The sequence below is a fragment of the Bacillus cereus group sp. MYBK15-3 genome (genome assembly GCF_051916765.1).
GTDB classification, from domain to species: domain Bacteria; phylum Bacillota; class Bacilli; order Bacillales; family Bacillaceae_G; genus Bacillus_A; species Bacillus_A cereus.
In genome coordinates this window covers 435,567-456,998 of sequence record NZ_JBQAHG010000001.1, presented here as the reverse complement: position 1 = coordinate 456,998, position 21,432 = coordinate 435,567, and the positions used below count along the sequence as shown (strand labels likewise).

Here is a 21,432-nt window from a genome sequence, read left to right as displayed (position 1 = left end):
AAATGGGAGACGTTATTGATATATATGGTTTATCACCTTTGCAAAAAGGAATACTGTTTCATACTTTATACGATCAAGATGATGAACATTCTTTTTCCTATATTGTACAAGTAGGTTTCTTGCTCGGGGGGCAATTGGATGTTGATACTTTTGAAAAGGCTTGGGAATATGTTATTAATCGACATGAGGTTTTACGTTCAGTATTTGTATGGGAGGAAGTAGAAAAGCCACTACAAGCGGTTTACCAACGTCTTCCTTTTACTATTCATCAAGAGGATTGGAGCACCTATCCACATGAGGAAAGGGTGAAGAAATTACAACAGTTTTTGAATGTAGATCGTAGAAAAGGATTTTTATTGGATGAAGCACCATTGATGAGAGTCACTGCGATTAAAGAAGCAAAAGAGGAAACGAGAATTATTTGGACACATCATCATATTTTGCTAGATGGATGGAGTGTGTCATTGGTCTTTAGTGAAGTGATGGAAGTTTATCTCAAGATGATAAAGGGAGAATTATTGACTCTTCCTAAATCTCTTCCTTATAAAAAATATATCCAGTGGATAAATAAACAAGATCAAAGTCAAGCAGAGGAATTTTGGAAAGAAGAATTAAAAGGGTTCTATGCACCTACGCCATTAGCAATGGAAAGAAAGGATCAAGGACAAGAGAAGGGCTATGGAGAGTGTGTTTATCAAGTATCTGAGAAACTTACTGAGAAGTTACAAGAGTGGGTACGAAATAGTCGATTAACGTTGAATACGTTAGTACAAGGTGCATGGGCTTATTTGATGAGTAGGTATAGCGGTGACAGTGACGTCGTATTTGGCGTAACTAGCGCTGGACGTCCTACTGATTTAATGGGAGCAGAGAATATGGTGGGGCTATTTATTAACACATTACCTACAAGAATTCGATTAACGGATAATACATCAGTAGTAGATTGGCTTCGTAAAATACAAATGAAAGAAATGGAACGAAGACAGTATGAGTATAATTCGTTGATAGATATTCAAGGCTGGAGTGAGGTTCCGCGAAATAGCTCCTTATTCCATACCTTGTATGTGTTTGAAAATTATCCAATTCAAGGTGAGAGAAATGATGATTTAAGATTACTAGATGTTACAAGCACGGAACAAACAAATTATCCTTTAACACTCATTGTAATGCCCGGTAAGAAAATTACTTTAAAGTTGATGTATGATCGAAGCTATTTTAATGAAGAAACAATAAATCTGATTCAGAATCACTTATTGCAAATATTAATTCAGATGACGAAGAGCCTAGATTCAAAACTATTTGAAATTACTCATTTAACAGAAGAAGAACAGATACAGTTACTAGAGGAATGGAATCATACTCGATTTAATTATTCGGCTGAAGGCATGATTCATACGATGTTTGAGGAGCAAGTTAAAAAAACACCGGAAGCAATCGCGGCTAGTTACGAAAATGAACAAATTACCTATAAAGAGTTGGAGAAGCGTGCAAATCAGCTAGCTCATTATCTACAAAAGCATGGTGTAGGCCCAGAGTCTCTAGTTGGGGTATATATGGAACGTTCATTACAAATGATGATAGCGTTATTAGGTATTCTAAAATCAGGAGCAGCGTATGTTCCACTTGACCCTACTTATCCAGAGAGTCGACTTCGATATATATTAGAGGATGCTGGAATCGAAGTACTAGTGACGGAAGAGAATTCTAAAAATTTGTTTGTATCTGAAAATATAGAAACGATTTGTATGAATAAAGATTACACTGCAATTGAAAAAGAAGAATCAACCCCATGTATAAGTGGTGTAACAGGAGAAAATTTAGCGTATGTTATGTATACTTCAGGATCTACAGGGAATCCAAAGGGAGTAATGATTGAGCATCATTCAGTAATTAATTATCTAGAATGGATGCAACATAAATATCCGCTTTCTGAAAAGGATGTGGTCTTGCAGAAAACGCCATTCTCATTTGATGTCTCTGTTTGGGAATTGTTTTGGGGCATTCACGTTGGTGCAAGTGTATCTTTCCTACCTCCAGGTGGAGAAAAAGATCCTTCTATTATAGCTGAAGTGATTAAACAACATCAGGTTACTATAGTTCAATTTGTACCTTCGATGTTATCTGTTTTCTTAGACCACTTCAATCATATTGAATTGAACATGAATTGTTCGTCCGTACGCCATGTATTTTCTGGTGGAGAAGAACTAAGTTCAGGGTTGGTTAGACGATTTCAACAGAAATGGAATTATAGTGGACAAGTGAAATTAACCAACTTTTATGGGCCAACTGAAGCCACTATTTATGTGAATGCATTTGATATTCAGCCTAATCAAGAATTTGTTTCTATTGGGCAGCCAATACAGAACACGCAATTATATGTATTAGACCAAAAGCAACGCTTGCAATCAATAGGAATTGAGGGTGAGTTATATATTGGTGGTGCTGGTTTAGCACGTGGATACTTAAATCGTCCGAATCTTACTGCTGAAAAATTCGTTTCGCATCCATATCGATTTGGGGAACGACTATATCGAACAGGAGATTCAGTAAGATATTTAACTGATGGAAATTTAGAATTTATAGGTAGAATGGACCACCAAGTCAAAATGCGTGGTTTTAGGATTGAATTAGGAGAAATTGAAGCGACTTTAGAAAAATGTTCGTTTATTAAAGAGGCTGTCGTATTAGTTAGAGAAGATCGTCCAGGTGATCAACGATTGGTTGCATATGTAATAAGCGATGGAAATACCGAGGAGTGGAGAGAGTATTTACAAAAACAATTACCAAATCATATGATTCCAGCGCACTTTATAGAGTTAGAACACTTCCCGCTTACTCCAAATGGGAAAATTGACCGAAAGGCCTTGCCAGCACCTGATGAGCAAGCTATTGAAGATTTAAATGTGCTACCTCGGACGCCATCGGAAGAGCTTATTGCCTCGGTTTGGAGTCAAGTGTTAGGAACAGAAAATATTGGCATTCAGGATTCCTTCTTTGAACGTGGTGGGCACTCACTACTTGCTACTCAAATTGTCTCTAGATTGCAAGAAATGTTCCAAATTAAAATTCCATTACGTGAACTTTTCAAGCACGATACAGTGGAAGCATTGGCGAAACGAGTGGATCAGTTACGAAAAGAAGATAAAAAACGAGAGGTTGCTCCTCTTGTACCTATGAAACGAGAAGAAGTTATCCCACTTTCCTATGCGCAGAAACGTCTATGGTTTATTGATCAATTAATGCCAAATAGTGCTATGTACAATATTCATGCAGCGTGTCGCTTAACAGGTAAATGGTCAATTGAAGCATTGGAGGTCGGATGGAATCAATTGTTGGAGCGTCATGAATCATTAAGGACGACAATTCTAGAACAAGAGGGTGAACCTTTTCAACAGGTTCAATCTCATGTGTTCAGGCATATTCCTCAAACGAATCTAACAGATCTTTCTTTGGAAGATAGGGAAAGAGAAATGAAACGCCTTATTCAAAACGAGGCGGAGGAACCATTTCATTTTGGACAAGGTCCTCTGATTCGAACACGAATATTGAAAGTGGACAGGGAAGAATGGGTTCTCATTTGTACGATGCATCATATTATTTCAGATGGATGGTCAATGGGAATCTTACTTGAAGAATGGATGGCTTTTTATGAAGGAGCACTAACCGGAAAACCAGTGGAATTGAAGGAGTTATCTATCCAATATGCAGATTTTGTCATGTGGCAGAAGGAATGGCAAAAAGAGGAGAGTTTGAATCAGCATCTTCAATATTGGAAGGAAGAATTATCTGGGGAACTACCGGTTTTACAATTACCGATGGATCGTCCTCGACCTGCAGTTCAAACCCATCGTGGTGCAAGTCAGTCCTTAATAGTGGCGAATTCCTTACAGGAAAAGCTCAAAGATTTAAGTTTGCAAGAAGGATGCACTTTATTTATGACATTGATGGCAGCGTATCAAAGCTTCCTTTCTCGTTATACAGGACAGGACGACATTATAGTTGGAAGCCCCATCGCTAATCGAAATGTGAAAGAGATTGAGGGATTAATAGGATTCTTTGCAAATACGTTAGTTTATCGAGCTGATTTCAGTGGGAATCTGACGTTCCAAGAACTATTGTCGCAGATAAGAAAAAAAGCACTAAAAGCATACGAGTATCAGGACATCCCATTTGAGAAAGTGGTAGAATCCGTAAAACCTGAACGGAATACAAGTCATTCACCAATATTCCAAACTATGTTTACTTTACAGAATACGAAACAAGAGTTTCTTCAGCTATCCGAAAGACAAATGGAACTCATGGAAAGCCATGTTTCTGTTGCCAAATTTGATTTGAGTTTATTTGCTTCTGAGACGGAAGAAGGATTATCACTAACCTTTGAATATAATACTGATTTGTTTAATGATACAACCATTAAACGTATGGTAAATCATTTTGAACATTGGTTAAATCAAATTGCCTCTTATCCAAAATGTTTATTATCAGAATTGAATATGTTATCGAAAGTGGAATATAAGCAACTACTAGAGGAATGGAATGAATCAGCCGTTATAGATATAGAAGATAGTATGATTCATACAATGTTTGAAGAACAAGTGGAAAAAACACCAGAAGCAATTGCAGTAGTGTGCGAAGATGAAGAACTAACATATCGAGAGTTGGACGAACGCTCGAATCAGTTGGCACATTATTTACAAAAAAATGGTGTAACATGCGAAACATTGGTTGGGATTTGCGTTACACGTTCATCCGAGATGATTGTCGGTCTCTTAGGAATTATGAAGGCGGGAGGAGCATATGTCCCAATTGATCCAGCGTATCCGGAAAGTCGACTGCAGTACATTTTAGAAGATGCTCAAATAAAGGTACTGGTGACACAGGAAAAGTTACAAAAAAAAATGGTTATACCTACATTCGTTAACGTCATTTGTATTGATCGTAATCGAGCAGAAATAGAACAAGAAGTTACTACGGTATGCACGAGTGAAGTGACGGGTGATAACTTAGCCTATATTATCTATACTTCAGGTTCCACGGGAAATCCAAAGGGAGTAATGATTGAGCACAGGAATACAGTAACAATGATTCATTGGGCGCATCATACGTATTCTCGAAAGGAATTAGCGGGAGTATTAGCTTCAACTTCACTATCTTTTGATTTATCCGTTTTTGAAGTATTTGTTCCCTTAACGATGGGTGGTAAGGTGATTGTCGCTGAAAATGCTCTACATCTAGACAAGTTGTCTACCAAAGGTGTGACTTTGGTTAATACTGTGCCATCGGCAGCAAAGGAACTGGTTCGAGCAAAAACAATTCCTTCTTCAGTAAAGGTAATGAATTTGGCTGGAGAACCGTTGCCATATCCGCTTGTTCAAGATTTATACGAGAGAAGTACGATTGAGAAGGTGTTCAACTTATATGGACCGTCTGAAGATACTACGTATTCCACGTATCTGGAATTAGAAAAGGGTGTCATGCATAGGGTACCACCAATTGGTAAACCAATCTTCAATACAGAAGTATATGTATTGAGTGCTGAGCAAAAAATGGTTCCAATTGGTGTAGTTGGTGAGCTGTACATTGGTGGATCAGGGTTAGCACGTGGATATTTAAAACGCCCTGACTTAACGAAAAATCGATTTATACCGCATCCGTTTAAAGAAGACGAGCGAGTATACCGGACTGGAGATCTAGTAAGGTATTTGCCGGATGGAAATTTGGAGTATGTTGGAAGAATTGATCATCAGGTGAAAATTCGTGGGTTCCGGATTGAACTAGGAGAAATCGAAGCGGTATTACAAAAGCATACATTAGTTAACGAAGCTATTGTGATGGTGCGGGAAGATTATCCTGGCGATCCACGTTTGATTGCCTATGTTGTAGGAGACGGGGATGCTCAAAAGTGGCGTGATTATCTCAAGGACCAACTACCAAATTATATGATTCCATCCTATTTTGTTGGATTAAATGCATTTCCACTCACTCCTAATGGAAAAATTGATAGGAAGGCTTTACCAGCACCAGAGAAGCAGGAGATAGCGAGTTGTTATATTGCTCCTCGTACGTCTACGGAAAAAACAATTGTTTCGATATGGCATGAAGTTTTAGGTATGGAAAACATCGGAATTCAGGATTCGTTTTTTGAAATTGGTGGACATTCATTACTTGCTACGCAAGCTGTTTCCAATCTTAAAGAGGCTTTTGGAATCGAGATACCATTGCATGATTTATTTATATTTCATACGGTGCAGCAATTGGCAGAACAGATTGATCAATTGCTCTATAACAAAAATCAAGAAATGCAGAATGATAGTAAGGAGAATGTAAGTCTTCAAGACTATATTCAAAAAGAAGCAGAAGTGAGTAATGATGAAGAATTATTAGAACTGCTTAAGCAATTAGAAGAGCTATCAGAGGAAGAAGCACATGGGATATTCGAGAGTAATTTGATTGAGGAAGGGGTAAAAAAATGAGAAGTGATTTACTTGCAAAGCTGAGTTCACTTTCTCCTGAGAAGAGAGCATGGCTTCAGAAGCAAATGCAAAAAAAGGAGAATAAAGAAGCACTCCCGTTGTCTTATGCACAACAACGTTTGTGGTTTATGGACAGATTTAACCCAAACAGTTCTTTATATAATATTCCAACAGTATGGCATCTAAAAGGAAATTGGATACCTGAAGCATTAGAGAAGGGATTCAATCGACTCATTGAACGTCATGAATCATTACGAACTGTTTTTAAAGAAATAGGAGAACAGCCTGTGCAACAAATTGTCGAATTCCTTCCTAGAGCATTACCTGTAAGGGATTACTCTCAACTTCCTCTAGAAGTAAAAGAAAAAGAGGTAGATAGTTTAATTGCGAGAGAAGCGCAAGAACCATTTGATTTAATGAATGGTCCTTTAATTCGTAATCAGCTTGTTCAATTAGAGAAGGATGAATGGTTATTACTGTGTACGATGCATCATATTATTTCTGATGCTTGGTCCATTGGTATATTCATGAATGAATGTCTTGCTTTCTATGAAGAAGAAACAGGCGGAAATCCTGCTAAATTAAGTTCATTATCTATTCAATATGCAGACTTTGCGAAGTGGCAAAAGGAGTGGTTGCAAGGTGATGTGCTAAATCGTCAGCTTACGTATTGGCAGGAAGAATTGTCTGGTGAGCTTCCTATTTTACAACTGCCAGTGGATCGACCTCGACCGGTTAAGCAGACTTACTCTGGGGCTGCGCATCACGTGATTTTTCCTTATAAATTGCTCAGTCAATTGAAGGATATAAGTCGACAAGAAGGGTCCACTTTATTTATGACTTTAATGGCCGCATACCAGAGCTTTCTCGCTCGTTATACGGGACAAAAAGATATTCTAGTTGGTAGCCCGATTGCAAATCGGAACCATAAGGGAGTAGAAGGATTAATTGGTTTCTTTGTTAATACGTTGGTTTATCGATCAGATTTGAGTGGCACCCCTACTTTTCGGGAGATTTTGAACCAAACAAAGAAAAAGGCGTTAAAAGCTTACGAATATCAAGATATACCATTTGAAAAAGTGGTAGAAGCTGTGCAACCTGAACGAAGCATGAGTCATTCCCCTATATTTCAGACCATGTTTACGCTACAGAATATAAAACAAGAACGACTAGATTTGCCTGATAGAAGTATTGAAATGGTAGAAAGTAATATGTCTATTGCTAAATTTGATTTGAGCTTAACTGCCTATGAAGTGGAAGAAGGTCTATTCGTCTCATTTGAATACAACACGGATTTATTTGATAGTAGTACCATTGCACGTATGGCAGGACATTTTGAGAACTGGCTAAATGAAATCACGTATCATCCAGATGAATCATATACAAAGCTGTTAATGTTATCGGATACTGAGCAAAAACAACTCCTAGAAGAATGGAATGATACGGACGTAGTTTATGGTCATGATTGTATGATTCATGAGCTATTTGAGCAACAAGTTGCACGGACACCTGATGCAGTGGCGGTAGTTTATGAGGGTGGAAAGCTAACGTATCAAGAACTAAATGAAAAATCGAATCAATTGGCACATTTTCTACAAAAACGAGGTATCGGACCTGAATCATTAGTTGGTATATGTATTGAACGTTCTCCTGATATGATTATCGGTCTCTTTGGGATTTTGAAGGCAGGTGGGGCTTATGTCCCACTGGACCCAAGTTATCCCGAAAACCGCCTGAGATACATTTTGGAGAATTCACAAATTCAAGTGCTGTTAACAAAAGAGGCACTACAGGACTGGTTACCTAAAGATATTCAAGCAATTTGTTTAGATCGGGATCAAGTAATGATTTCTAAAGAGAGTAATTTAGCTCCGGTGAGTGGAGTAACAGCAAATAACTTAGCCTATATTATATACACTTCGGGTTCGACAGGAAATCCAAAGGGGGTAATGATTGAACATCATTCTGTTATCAATCGCCTACAGTGGATGCAGAAAAAATACCCATTGTCTGAGGAGGATACAATCCTACAAAAGACACCGTTTTCGTTTGATGTTTCTGTCTGGGAATTATTTTGGTGGTCATTTGTAGGAGCACGTGTTTGTTTACTTCCACCAGGAGGAGAGAAAGATCCTGCGGTGATTGAGGAGTATATTGAACGATACCGTGTGTCCACCATGCATTTTGTTCCGTCGATGTTATCTACTTTCTTAGATTATATGGAATTATATAATTCGAAAAGGGATGTATCGTCTTTAATTCAAGTTTTTACTAGTGGAGAAGCGTTAAACACTGAACAGGTTCGCCGGTTTAAGGGGATCTTTTACAATGCTCAGCAAACAAAGTTAATTAACTTGTATGGTCCTACTGAAGCAACTGTGGATGTGACTTATTACGATTGTGATTTAGAAAAAGAACCAATGCTTATTCCGATTGGTCGTCCGATTGATAATACAGAGTTGTATGTGTTAGACCAATATCAACAAGTGGTCCCGATTGGTGTGGCAGGGGAACTTTACCTTGGAGGAGTAGGATTAGCACGTGGCTACTTCAATCGACCGGATTTAACTACTGAACGTTTTATTCCGCATCCCTTTAAGGACGGGGAACGATTATATCGAACGGGTGACTTGGTTAGATATATAAATGATCGTAACTTAGAATATATTGGAAGAATAGATAACCAAGTTAAAATTAGAGGATTCCGAATTGAATTGGGAGAAATAGAAGCAGCTTTACATGATCACTCATCTGTAAAAGAGGCAGTCGTGTTGGTGAAGGAAGATCGACCAGGAGATAAGCAGTTAGTAGCTTATGTAGTGGGTGAAGGGGATACTGGGGAGTGGCGTGAATATCTCAAGAAGCAATTACCACATTATATGGTTCCGGCATACTTTTTCCAAATTGAAGGTATGCCACTTACTCCAAATGGTAAAGTGAATCGGAAAGCATTATTGGAATTAGAAGAACAGTTCATAAGTGAAGATATTACTTCATCACGAACACCAGTGGAGGAGCTCATCGTTTCCGTTTGGAGCCAAGTGTTAGGAATAAAAAATATTAGTGTTCAGGATTCCTTTTTTGAAATCGGTGGTCATTCACTACTAGCTACTCAAGTAGTGTCACGTTTACAGGGAATTTTTCAAATCGAATTACCAGTACGTGAACTATTTGAATATACAACGGTGGAGTCACTGGCAAAGCGATTAGAACAGTTACGTAAAGGAGATAAAAAACGAGAGATTCCGCCACTAATACCAATGAAACGAGGAGAAGCTATTCCACTATCTTATGCCCAACAACGTTTATGGTTTATTGATCAATTTACACCTAATAGTGCCCTTTACAATATGCCAATGGTATGCCGTCTTACAGGGAATTGGCTACTTGAAGCATTGGAAACGGGATGGAATCAACTAATAGAACGTCATGAATCACTGCGGACGGTCTTTCAAGAAGTGAATGGTCAACCCGTACAGCAAATTGAACCGTATGCTTTTCAATCAATTCCGAAAACGGATTTAACTATGCTTGCTTCTGAAGATCAAGAAGAAGAAGTTAAACGTTTAATTCAACAAGAAACAGAAGTGCCATTTGATTTAACAGAGGGTCCATTAATCAGGACAAGTATTTTGCACGTGGGAGAGGAAGAATGGATACTCCTTTGTACTCTACATCATATCATTTCAGATGGATGGTCAATGGGAATCCTACTTGAAGAATGGATGGCATTTTATGAGAAAGCAACGAATGGAAAGGTAGCGGAACTTGAACCATTACCGGTTCAATATGCCGACTTTGCTCAGTGGCAAAAAGGATGGCTAAAGGAGGAGGTGCTTGATCAACAACTCCAATATTGGAGGGAAGAATTGTCTGGGGAGCTTCCTGTACTCCAACTTCCTGTGGATCGCCCGCGTCCCGCAATACAAACTCATCACGGGTCGACATACACTCTGGTTCTGCCAAGCACGCTACATGATAAATTGAATGAACTTAGTCGAAAAGAAGGGGCTACGCTCTTCATGACGCTTTTAGCTGCATATCAAAGTTTTCTATCTCGTTATACGGGACAAGAAGATATTCTGGTCGGAAGCCCAATTGCGAATCGGAATTATAGAGAAATTGAAGGACTAATTGGTTTCTTCGTTAACACGCTAGTTTATCGAGCTAATTTGAGTGGTAGACCGACATTTCAAGATGTACTGTATCAGGTTCGTCAAAAGGCATTGAAGGCGTATGAATATCAAGATATTCCATTTGAAAAAATTGTAGAAGTTGTGCAACCGGAGCGAAGTACAAGTCATTCGCCAATCTTCCAGACTATGTTCATCTTGCAAAATATGAAACAAGAGTTACCGGTGTTATCGAGTAGAAGTATTGAAATGATAGAAAGCCATAGTCCAATTGCAAAGTTTGATTTAAGTGTAATGGCAGTTGAGACGGAAGAGGGATTACTTTTTACTTTTGAGTACAATAAGGATTTATTCAATGCTACTACTATTGAACGGATGGCAGGACACTTTGAGAAATGGCTACATGAAGTTTCTCATCGCCCACAAAATCCGTTGCATGACCTGAGCATGCTATCAGAAACCGAGCGTACTTTGTTATTAGAAACATGGAATGACACTGTAATGGAAATGTCTCATCAGGGTCTTATTTGCGACAAAGTTGAGGAGCAAGTAGCAAGGCGTCCTGATGCGATTGCGATAGTTGATCAAACAAAACAGTGGACTTATGGTGAATTGGATACACAAGCAAATCAGTTGGCAAATGTTTTACAGCGAAAGGGAGTAGCCCCAGAGTCAGTGGTAGGGGTTTATCTTCCGAGGTCAGCTGAGCTGATGGTAAGTTTACTAGGCATTTTAAAAGCTGGTGGAGCTTATGTCGTTTTAGATCCGTTGTATCCAAAATCAAGGTTAGAATACATGATTGAAGATGCAGGAATTCAATTTGTAGTGACGGCGGAAGGACAAGAAGGACATTTCGCACACGTCGAAATGGTGAGGTTAGAAGAATTAACGGTGGAAAGCGTAATCGCACCTACACGTCAAATAAATCCAGAGAACTTAGCCTATATTGTTTATACCTCTGGTTCTACAGGAAAACCGAAGGGTGTCATGGTTGAATATCGCTCATTAATGAATATGGTTTCTTGGCATCAGGAAGTTTATCATATTTCAGCAGAGGATCGTGCGACTCAGATTGCAGGGGTTGCTTTTGATTCGGCTGTCCAGGAGATCTGGCCGTATCTAACTGCTGGCGCAGCACTCTACTTGTCAACAGAGGAACTGAGAATTAATCCAGAAGCACTAAGGGACTGGCTCATTGATTCACGAATAACAGCTAGCTTTGCACCTACGCCTATTCTGGAAAGACTCTTGAAATTATCTTGGCCAGATAAAACGGATCTTCGTTTTATCATTACTGGTGGGGATCAATTAACGCAGTATCCATCTAACGATATTCCTTTTGCGGTAATTAATCAGTATGGTCCATCGGAAAATACCGTTGTTACCACAGATTATTATGTACCTGTAGGAGTGACAACAGGTACGCCATCGATTGGTCGACCGATTGCGAATACAGAAGTTTATGTGTTAGATTCTCATCTTCAGCTAGTACCAATTGGTGTAATTGGAGATCTCTATATTGGAGGGAAGAGTCTTGCACGTGGATATGCTAATCGTCCGGATCTTACAAAGGAAAAATTTATTCCACATCCTTTCAAGTCAGGAGAACGTCTCTATTATACAGGAGACAAAGCAAGTTATCTTTCTGATGGTAATCTCCAGTTCCATGGACGTATAGATGACCAAGTGAAAATTCGTGGTTTCCGGATTGAATTGGGAGAAATAGAAGCTGTTTTGCAGGCGCATTCTTCTGTCAAAGAAGCTGTTGTATTGGTGCGAGAGGATAATCAAGGTGATAAGAGATTAGTAGCTTATGTAGTTGGTGAAGGAAGTGTCCATGAATGGCGAGAACATCTACAAACACATTTACCTAATTACATGGTTCCAACAAACTTTATTGAGATGGAATTTTTACCACTTACACCGAATGGAAAACTTGATTTGAAGGCATTGCCTATACTTAGTGAACAATCCACTGAAAATACTGTATACCCAAGAACTCCGCTGGAAGAACTTATTGCTTCAGTGTGGAGTCAAGTGCTAGGAATAAGAGACATTGATGTTCAGGATTCTTTCTTTGATCTCGGTGGTCACTCTCTACTTGCTACACAAGTGGTCTCACGCTTACAGGAAGTCTTTCAAATCAAATTGCCAGTACGTGAACTGTTCGAATATTCAACGGTCGAGGCATTATCGAAACGAATAGATCAGTTACGTAAGGGGAGCGAAAAACGAGAAATTCCACCATTGATGCCGATGGAACGAGGGGAAAATATTCCACTGTCTTATGCCCAACAGCGCTTATGGTTTATTGATCAATTTGCACCTAATAGTGCACTTTATAATATGCCAATGGTATGCCGGCTTACAGGGAATTGGTTACCTGAGGCCTTGGAGTTGGGATGGAATCAGTTGATAGAGCGTCATGAATCTTTGCGGACTGTATTTTATGAAGAGGATGGCCATCCTGTGCAGCAGATTCAACCGTACGTTTTCCGTCCGCTTCTGCAAATGGACTTAACTAAGCTTTCATTAGAGGAGCGAGAAAGAAAGTTGGAGCAATGGATTCAAACTGAAGTAGAATCTCCATTTGATTTAGAACAAGGGCCATTATTCCGTGGGAAACTCATAAGAATTTCAGAAGAAGAATGGGTTCTTCTGTGTAATATGCATCATATTATCTCGGATGGGTGGTCAATGGAAATCTTGCTTCAAGAATGGATGGCATTTTATGAAAATGCGATTGGTGAAAAACAAGCAGAGCTGGAACCACTACCAGTTCAATATGCCGATTTTGCTCAGTGGCAAAGAGACTGGTTGAAAGATGAAGTACTATATCAACAACTTGCATATTGGAAGGAAGAATTATCTGGTGAGTTACCAGTCTTAATGTTGCCAATAGATCGTCCGCGTCCGCCAGTGCAAACCCACCATGGATTAACTCATAATGTTTTGTTGTCACGCTCATTACTGGATAAATTAAACGAACTAAGTCGTCAAGAAGGGGCCACACTTTTCATGACCTTATTGGCATCGTATCAAAGTTTCCTTGCTCGTTATACGGGACAAACGGATATTATTGTTGGCAGCCCAATTGCAAATCGAAATTATCGAGAAATTGAGGGGCTGATTGGTTTCTTTGTCAACACCTTGGTTTATCGAGCTGATTTAAGTAATGCACCGGCATTTCAAGAGTTGTTATCTCAAGTACGGATAAAAGCATTGAAGGCGTATGAGTATCAAGATGTTCCGTTTGAGAAAATTGTAGAGGTTATCCAACCTGAACGAAATACAAGTCATTCTCCGATTTTCCAAACCATGTTTACTTTGCAAAATACGGGACAGAAGCTACCAGAACTACATGGAAGAAATATAGAAGTAATGGAAAGTAATGCTCCGATCGCTAAGTTTGATTTAAGTTTAACTGCTGCAGAAGTGGAAGAGGGTTTATTACTTACTTTTGTTTATAGAACTGATTTATTTGACAGCTTAACTATTGAATCCATGGCTGAACATTTTGGGAACTGGTTGAATGTAATCGTGGAGAATCCTGATAAATCATTAGCTAAGTTGCCTATATTATCAGGATTACAGCAAAAACAGTTGGAAGAGTGGAATAATGGTGCTGTAGCATATCCACAGGAAAGTACGATTCATCAGCTGTTTGAAGAGCAAGTAAATCGTACACCTGATGCGGTAGCAGTGGTAGATGAAAAACAGCAGTTAACATATCGAGAGCTGAATGAAAAAGCTAATCAATTGGCCCACTATCTTCAGCAATGTGGGATTGGGACTGAATCATTAGTTGGAATTTGCTTTGAGCGTTCAGTTGAGATGATTGTTAGTATTATGGGGATCTGGAAGGCTGGAGCAGCATATGTTCCATTGGACCCATCATATCCAGAAAGTCGCCTACGATATATTTTGGAGGACACTGAAATTCAAGTATTAGTTACGAATGAGTCATTGGAAGGTTGGATACCCAAAGAAGTCAAGGCAGTTTGTCTAGATAGGGATCAGGCAATGATTTCAAAAGAAAGCATTTTTTCACCAAAATGTGAAGTAACAGGAGAAAACCTAGCGTATGTTATCTATACTTCGGGATCGACGGGGAATCCAAAGGGTGTCTTGATACATCATCATTCTGTACTAAACTTGTCGCATGGTTTACAAAAAGAGGTTTTCGAACATGAGATACCATCTAACATGCATGTCGGTTTAAATGCGTCAATTGCCTTTGATGCATCTATTCAGCAATTACAAATGCTGCTTTATGGTTCAAGTTTGTATATTATTCCGAATGAAGTACGAAGTGATCCGGAACAGTTTGTAGCTTATATTAGGGAGAACAAGTTAGCAATCTTTGATATAACGCCTTCAATGCTTCAATTACTTATAGATGCCGGATTGTTAGAAACGTACGATGGTGTTCATGTTCCAAGTAAGGTATTGGTTGGCGGCGAAGCGATTATGCCGTCATTATGGGAACAGCTAGTAGAGACTGATAAAATACATTTTTATAATGTATATGGTCCTACAGAATGTACGGTTGATGCAACATGCTATCATATCAAAAAAGATAGTAAGAGAGTAACAATTGGGCGTCCATTGCCTAACATCCAAACTTATGTATTAGATAGAAATAGGTTGCCAGTTCCAGTTGGTGTGATGGGGGAACTTTATATCGGAGGAGCAGGTCTAGCAAAGGGGTACTTGAATCGTCCAGAGTTAACATCCGAACGATTTATTTCTCATCCATTCAAAGAAGGCGAGAGGTTATATAGAACAGGTGATCTTGTGAGATATCTTCCTGATGGTAATATAGCCTACTTAGGAAGAATGGATAATCAAGTGAAGATTAGAGGATTTCGAATTGAACTTGGAGAGATTGAGTCGACCTTACAGGAGCATTACTTAGTAAAAGAGGCAGTTGTAATGGTTAGGGAAAATCAGTCGGGAGATAAGAGGCTGGTAGCTTATGTAGTGGGCGAAGGCAGTTTAGAAGAATGGCGAGAGTACCTTAAAACAAAACTGCCAATCCATATGATACCTTCCTACTTTGTCGAAATGAAAGAATTACCGCTAACCATAAATGGAAAGGTTGATCGGAAATCGTTACCTATACCAGATTATCAAGGAACAAAAGAAGGATACGTGGCCCCAAGAAATGAACGTGAACATAAGCTTTCTATCATTTGGGAACGTGTGCTAGGTTCAAAACGTATTGGTATGAATGATAACTTCTTTGAAATTGGTGGAGATTCAATTCTTAGCATTCAGATTGTCTCGCGCGCGAAGCAAGTTGGTTTACAATTGACACCAAAACAAATATTTGAACACCAAACGATTGCTGAGTTGGCGCAAGTAGTCAAAGAAGAACAAGGTGTACAAGCTGAACAGGGAATTATAACTGGAGAGACGATACTTACACCTATTCAGCAAAGGTTTTTTGCACAAAATCATCCTAACCCACATCATTGGAATCAATCCATGTTCTTTAGAACGAAAGAGAAATTGGACATAGGATCACTGGAAAAGGCGGCAGGTAACCTTCTACTTCATCATGATGCTCTGCGTTTAAGATATGAACGTTTATCTAATGGGGTTTGGAAACAGTGGAATGAAGGAATAGAAGAACAATTGATGCTTACTGTCATTTCATTAGACGAAGTGCCGGAACCTGATTGGCATCAGGTTATTCAAAAAGAGATTAATGTTGCACAAGAAAGTTTGAATTTACATGATGGTCCGCTAATGAGAATGGTGTATTTTGATGAAGGTGAGCACGCTGGCCGATTATTTTGGACAATTCATCATTTAGCCGTGGATGGTGTTTCTTGGCGAATTTTATTGGAAGATTTGCAAACAGCATATACGCAAGTAGTCCAAGGGCAGAAAATTCAATTACCTATGAAGAGTACATCTTTTAAAGAATGGTCGGAGAAATTACATCATTACGCTGAAACGGGCCTATCAAAAGAAGTGCTACATTACTGGGAGGAGCAGGCTGAACAAGACGTAGTTAAATTGCCGGTAGATGGTACTATAAGTAATCCAGTAAGCGCAGTAACTGAGGAAATTACTGTGGTGTTAAATGAGAATGAGACCCGTATGTTATTGCAAGAGACTTTAAGCACTCACCGTGTCCAAATCAATGAAGTATTATTAGCAGCATTAGTACAAGCTACGGCAGCATGTACGGGGCAGCCGATATTGAGCGTAGATTTAGAGGGACATGGTCGAGAAGAGATTATTGAAGATGTTGATTTATCGAGAACTGTGGGATGGTTTACAAGTATTTACCCAGTTCATTTAAATATTACTAGTGCTAATACGCCAATTGAAGCATTAAAAGCAGTTAAAGAACAAGTTCGCAAAATTCCTAATAAGGGTGTTGATTATGGGGTGTTGCGTTACATGAACGCAACAATGTGTGAGCAATTAAGCTCCCAATATACACCGTCTATTAGTTTTAACTATCTTGGACAATTTGACCAAATGTTTTCTAGCGATGCAATGTTTATTCCGGAGAACGAATTTAAGCGTTTAGATCATGCTGCCGGTTCCAAGCGATCGCATGTAATTGATGTAATTGGGGTTGTAACGGATGGAAAACTTCAGTTCACTTGGGTATACAATGTTGGACAATTTGCCAAATCAACGATTCAAAGTATTGCACAGAATATGCTATATCAACTGAGTACATTGATTCAATTTTCAGATAGAGAATCTGCACTGACCATTTCGGATTTTGCAATGGCTAATCTTAGCCAAGAAGGTTTGACAAATGTACTAAACAAAATGCATCGCGGAAAGAACAATCAGATTACTGATTTATATCCACTATCACCTTTGCAAGAAGGTATGATTTTCCACACATTGCATGACCAAGGGGATGAACATGTTGCACCGTATATAGTGCAATTGAGTTTTATGATTCGAGGAAAAATGAATATTCCTACATTTGAGCAGGCGTGGAAATCTGTAATTCAGCGGCATGAAATTTTTCGTACAGGATTTGTATGGGACGAAATTGAAGAACCTGTACAAGTGGTGTATGAAAATATCCCATTTAAAGTGAATAAAGAAGACTGGCGTACAATGACAAGTGAAGAGATAGAGGAAAAAAGAAAAGTCTTTTTGGCATTAGATCGAAAACAAGCCTTCCAATTTGATGAAGCACCATTGATGCGGGTAACAGTCATTCAAGAAGGTGAGGAAGAATATCGGATTGTTTGGACCCATCACCATATTTTACTGGATGGATGGAGTTTACCATTAGTATTTAATGAATTACTTACAGTCTATCAGAAGAGAATGAATGGAGAAGCTGTGAAGTTACCTAAGTCCTCACCATATAAGAAATATATCCAATGGTTAAGAGAGCAAGATAAGGAGCAGGCGGAACAATTCTGGAGAGAGAAGCTAAAAGGTTTTACTGCGCCAACTTTGCTGGGCTTAGAAAGTAAAGAGGAAGAAAAAGGTTACACAGAGAAGGTTACGTATTTATCAGAAGAGCAGACTCAAGCGTTACAAGGATGGGCGAAACGCAATAAACTTACTTTGAGTACAGTAATTCAAGGTGCATGGGCATATCTCATGAGCCGATATAGTGGAGAAAATGACATTGTTTTTGGTGTAACAAGCTCAGGGCGTTCTACGGAGATTATTGATGTTGAAAACATCGTAGGTCCTTTCATTACAACGTCACCGACGCGAATTCAATTGATGGATGATATAAAATTAATAGATTGGTTGCAGAAGATACAAGAGGAAGAGATAGAAAGAAGACAATATGAGTATGCTTCTTTGACAGAGATTCAGGGGTGGAGTGAAGTTCCTAGAGGAATACCGCTGTTCAATAGTTTATATGTGTTTGAAAATTATCCAGTGAAAGAGGAGTCTTCAGAAAATCTGGAAATTGGTGAATTGGAAGGGGTAGAACAAACCCACTACCCATTAGGGTTAGCTGTAGTTCCAGGAATCCAGTTATCGTTAAAGTTAATGTATGACCGTAGTAAGTTTAATAGAGTAACCATTGAACGAATGCTGGGTCATTTACACAAAGTGTTAATGCAAATGCTCAAAAACATTGATCAAAATCTATCGGAGCTAGTATATATTACGGAAGCTGAACAAAGAAAGCTATTGGAAGAATGGAATAATAATACTATATCCTATCCACGTGAGAATGCAATTCATCAACTATTCGAAGAGCAAGTAAATCGTACGCCTGACGCGTTGGCAGTGGTAGATGAAAAACAGCAACTAACATATCGAGAGCTGAATGAAAGAGCTAATCAATTAGCCCATTATTTACAGAAATGTGGAATTGGGACAGAGTCATTAGTTGGCCTTTGCTTTGAGCGTTCAGTTGAGATGGTTGTTGGTCTCATGGGAATTTGGAAGGCTGGAGCAGCCTATGTTCCATTAGATCCATCGAATCCGGAAAGCCGCCTACAATATATTTTAGAAGACACAGGAATTAAAGTGTTAGTTACAAATGAAGTATTACTAGGCTGGATTCCTAAAGACATTAAGACAGTTTGCCTAGATAGGGACCAAGCAATGCTTTCTCAAGAAAGCAAACTTTCACCAATATGTGAGGTAACAGGGGAAAACTTAGCGTATGTTATCTACACTTCTGGTTCGACAGGGAATCCAAAGGGAGCTTTAGTACAGCACCATTCTGTAATAAACCTATCATATGGTTTACAAAAAGAAGTTTTCTCACATGAGATACCTAGTAATATGCGCGTTGGTTTGAATGCATCAATTGCCTTTGATGTATCTATTCAGCAATTACAAATGCTGCTTTATGGTTCAAGTTTATATATTATTCCAAGTGAAGTTCGCACTAATCCAGAACAATTTGTGTCCTATATTAGGGAGAATAAATTGGAAATGTTTGATATGACACCTTCATTACTTCAATTACTAATAGATGGAGGATTGCTAGAAATAAGTGCTGATGTTCATGTACCAAGCAAGATATTGGTCGGTGGTGAAGCAATCATGCCGTCATTATGGGAACAGCTAGTAGAGACTGAAAAGATTGATTTTTATAACGTATACGGTCCTACAGAATGTACAGTTGATGCAACATGCTATCATATCAAAAAAGATAGTAAGAGAGTAACAATTGGACGTCCATTGCCGAACGTTCAAACTTATGTATTGGATAAAAATTTGTTACCTGTTCCAGTTGGTGTAACAGGTGAGCTATACATTGGGGGTGCAGGTATAGCGAGAGAATACTTGAATCGCCCAGAATTAACAGCAGAGCGATTCATCTGTCATCCATTTAATGAAGAAGAGCGTTTATATCGTACGGGAGATTTGGTTCGTTATTTACCTGATGGTAATTTAGATTACTTGAGAAGAATTGATAATCAAGTAAAAATTAGGGGCTTTCGTATTGAGCTTGAAGAGATTGAAGCGAGTATAGAGAGGCATCCACTGGTAAAAGAAGCAGTAGTTTTGGTAACAGAGGATAAATTAGGAGAGCAGAGATTGGTTGCTTATGTAGTTGGAGATGGTAGTATGCATGAGTGGCGTGAATATCTCAAGACACAAGTACCAAATTATATGGTTCCCGCACACTTTATTAAGGTAGACGAGATTCCTCTTACAACAAATGGCAAAGTTGATCGAAAGGCATTGAACAATTTAACTATTCATAGAGAAAGTAACTTCTCTACACCAATCATTCCAAGGGATGAAATTGAATATCAGTTGATTAAAATCTGGCAGGATGTGTTACAGATAGAAGATGTCTATGTAAATGATGATTTCTTTAATAGAGGAGGACACTCTCTCCTTGTAATTATATTAGTTTCAAAAATTAGGGAGAAGTTTGGAAAAGAGATTAAGGTTTCAACATTGATTAAGAATCCAACATTGGAAGGAATCGCATGCCTTATTCGTGATAAGCATGATATGACGAAATCAGTAGCAGCGCTAGTTCCACTACAAGAATCAGAAAAAAGCCCTTTCTTCTGTGTTCATCCGTTTATGGGGAATGTATTCTGTTACATTCAACTAGCAAGATTACTTAAGAACCATTGTTCATTTTATGGTTTACAGAATCCTCTTATAGAAAAGGGAGAAATTGATGAATTGACCTTGCCGGAAGTAATTCAACTTTACATTGAAGAAATCAAACGTGTTCAGCCAGAAGGTCCATATCGTCTTGGAGGATGGTCTTTAGGCGGTGCGATTGCTTATAAAATCGCAACTGTACTAAAGAATCAAGGTGAGGAAGTTGAGTTGTTGATACTAATGGATACTAAAGTACCTTCAGAGCAGGACTATAAAACAACGGAGGATATGCTCTCATATATATATGAGCATTTCATTTCTAGAGGTTTTACTGAGCAGGGGGAAGGCCTCTTCCATGAACAAGATATGCTTGTAGAGCGATTAATTATGGAAGGAGTACTCCCGCCTGATGCAGATCTTATGAATTTGAAGCAAGTTATCAATGCTCATAGGAAATGCCTGAACATAATGGCAGATCATGATTTAATATCATACTCTGGAGAAGTTCTCTATTTTAGTGCTGAGGAAGGAAAAGAGTTGTTTACAGATTGGGGACCTTTATTAAAAGGAAGAGTAAATAAGTATTCTGTCCCTGGATCACATGAGGAAATAGTAGACTTCCCCGCAGTTGAAAAGATAGCTAAGTACCTATTAAATGAATTTGAAGGGATAAAAGAAACATCCCTTTCATTAACTGAAAAGTAGAGAGTGCAAAAGATGCAACGCTATGAACGAAAAGGGCAGCCCAATAACTGCAAATAAAGTGTAGGCAATAATGAATATAT

At 38.7% G+C, this 21,432-nt stretch carries 2 protein-coding genes; both read left to right on the top strand.

The genetic code is table 11. The features are described 5' to 3' along the window. The first annotated feature begins 2 nt into the window (after nt 1-2). Complete coding sequence (locus ACTFR8_RS02320) at nt 3-6,473, top strand: non-ribosomal peptide synthetase (protein WP_144608064.1); 6,471 nt, start codon at nt 3-5, stop codon at nt 6,471-6,473. Beyond that, complete coding sequence (locus ACTFR8_RS02315) at nt 6,470-21,352, top strand: non-ribosomal peptide synthetase (RefSeq protein WP_252209983.1); 14,883 nt, start codon at nt 6,470-6,472, stop codon at nt 21,350-21,352. The genes ACTFR8_RS02320 and ACTFR8_RS02315 overlap by 4 nt, the downstream gene beginning before the upstream one ends. Nucleotides 21,353-21,432 lie beyond the last annotated feature (80 nt).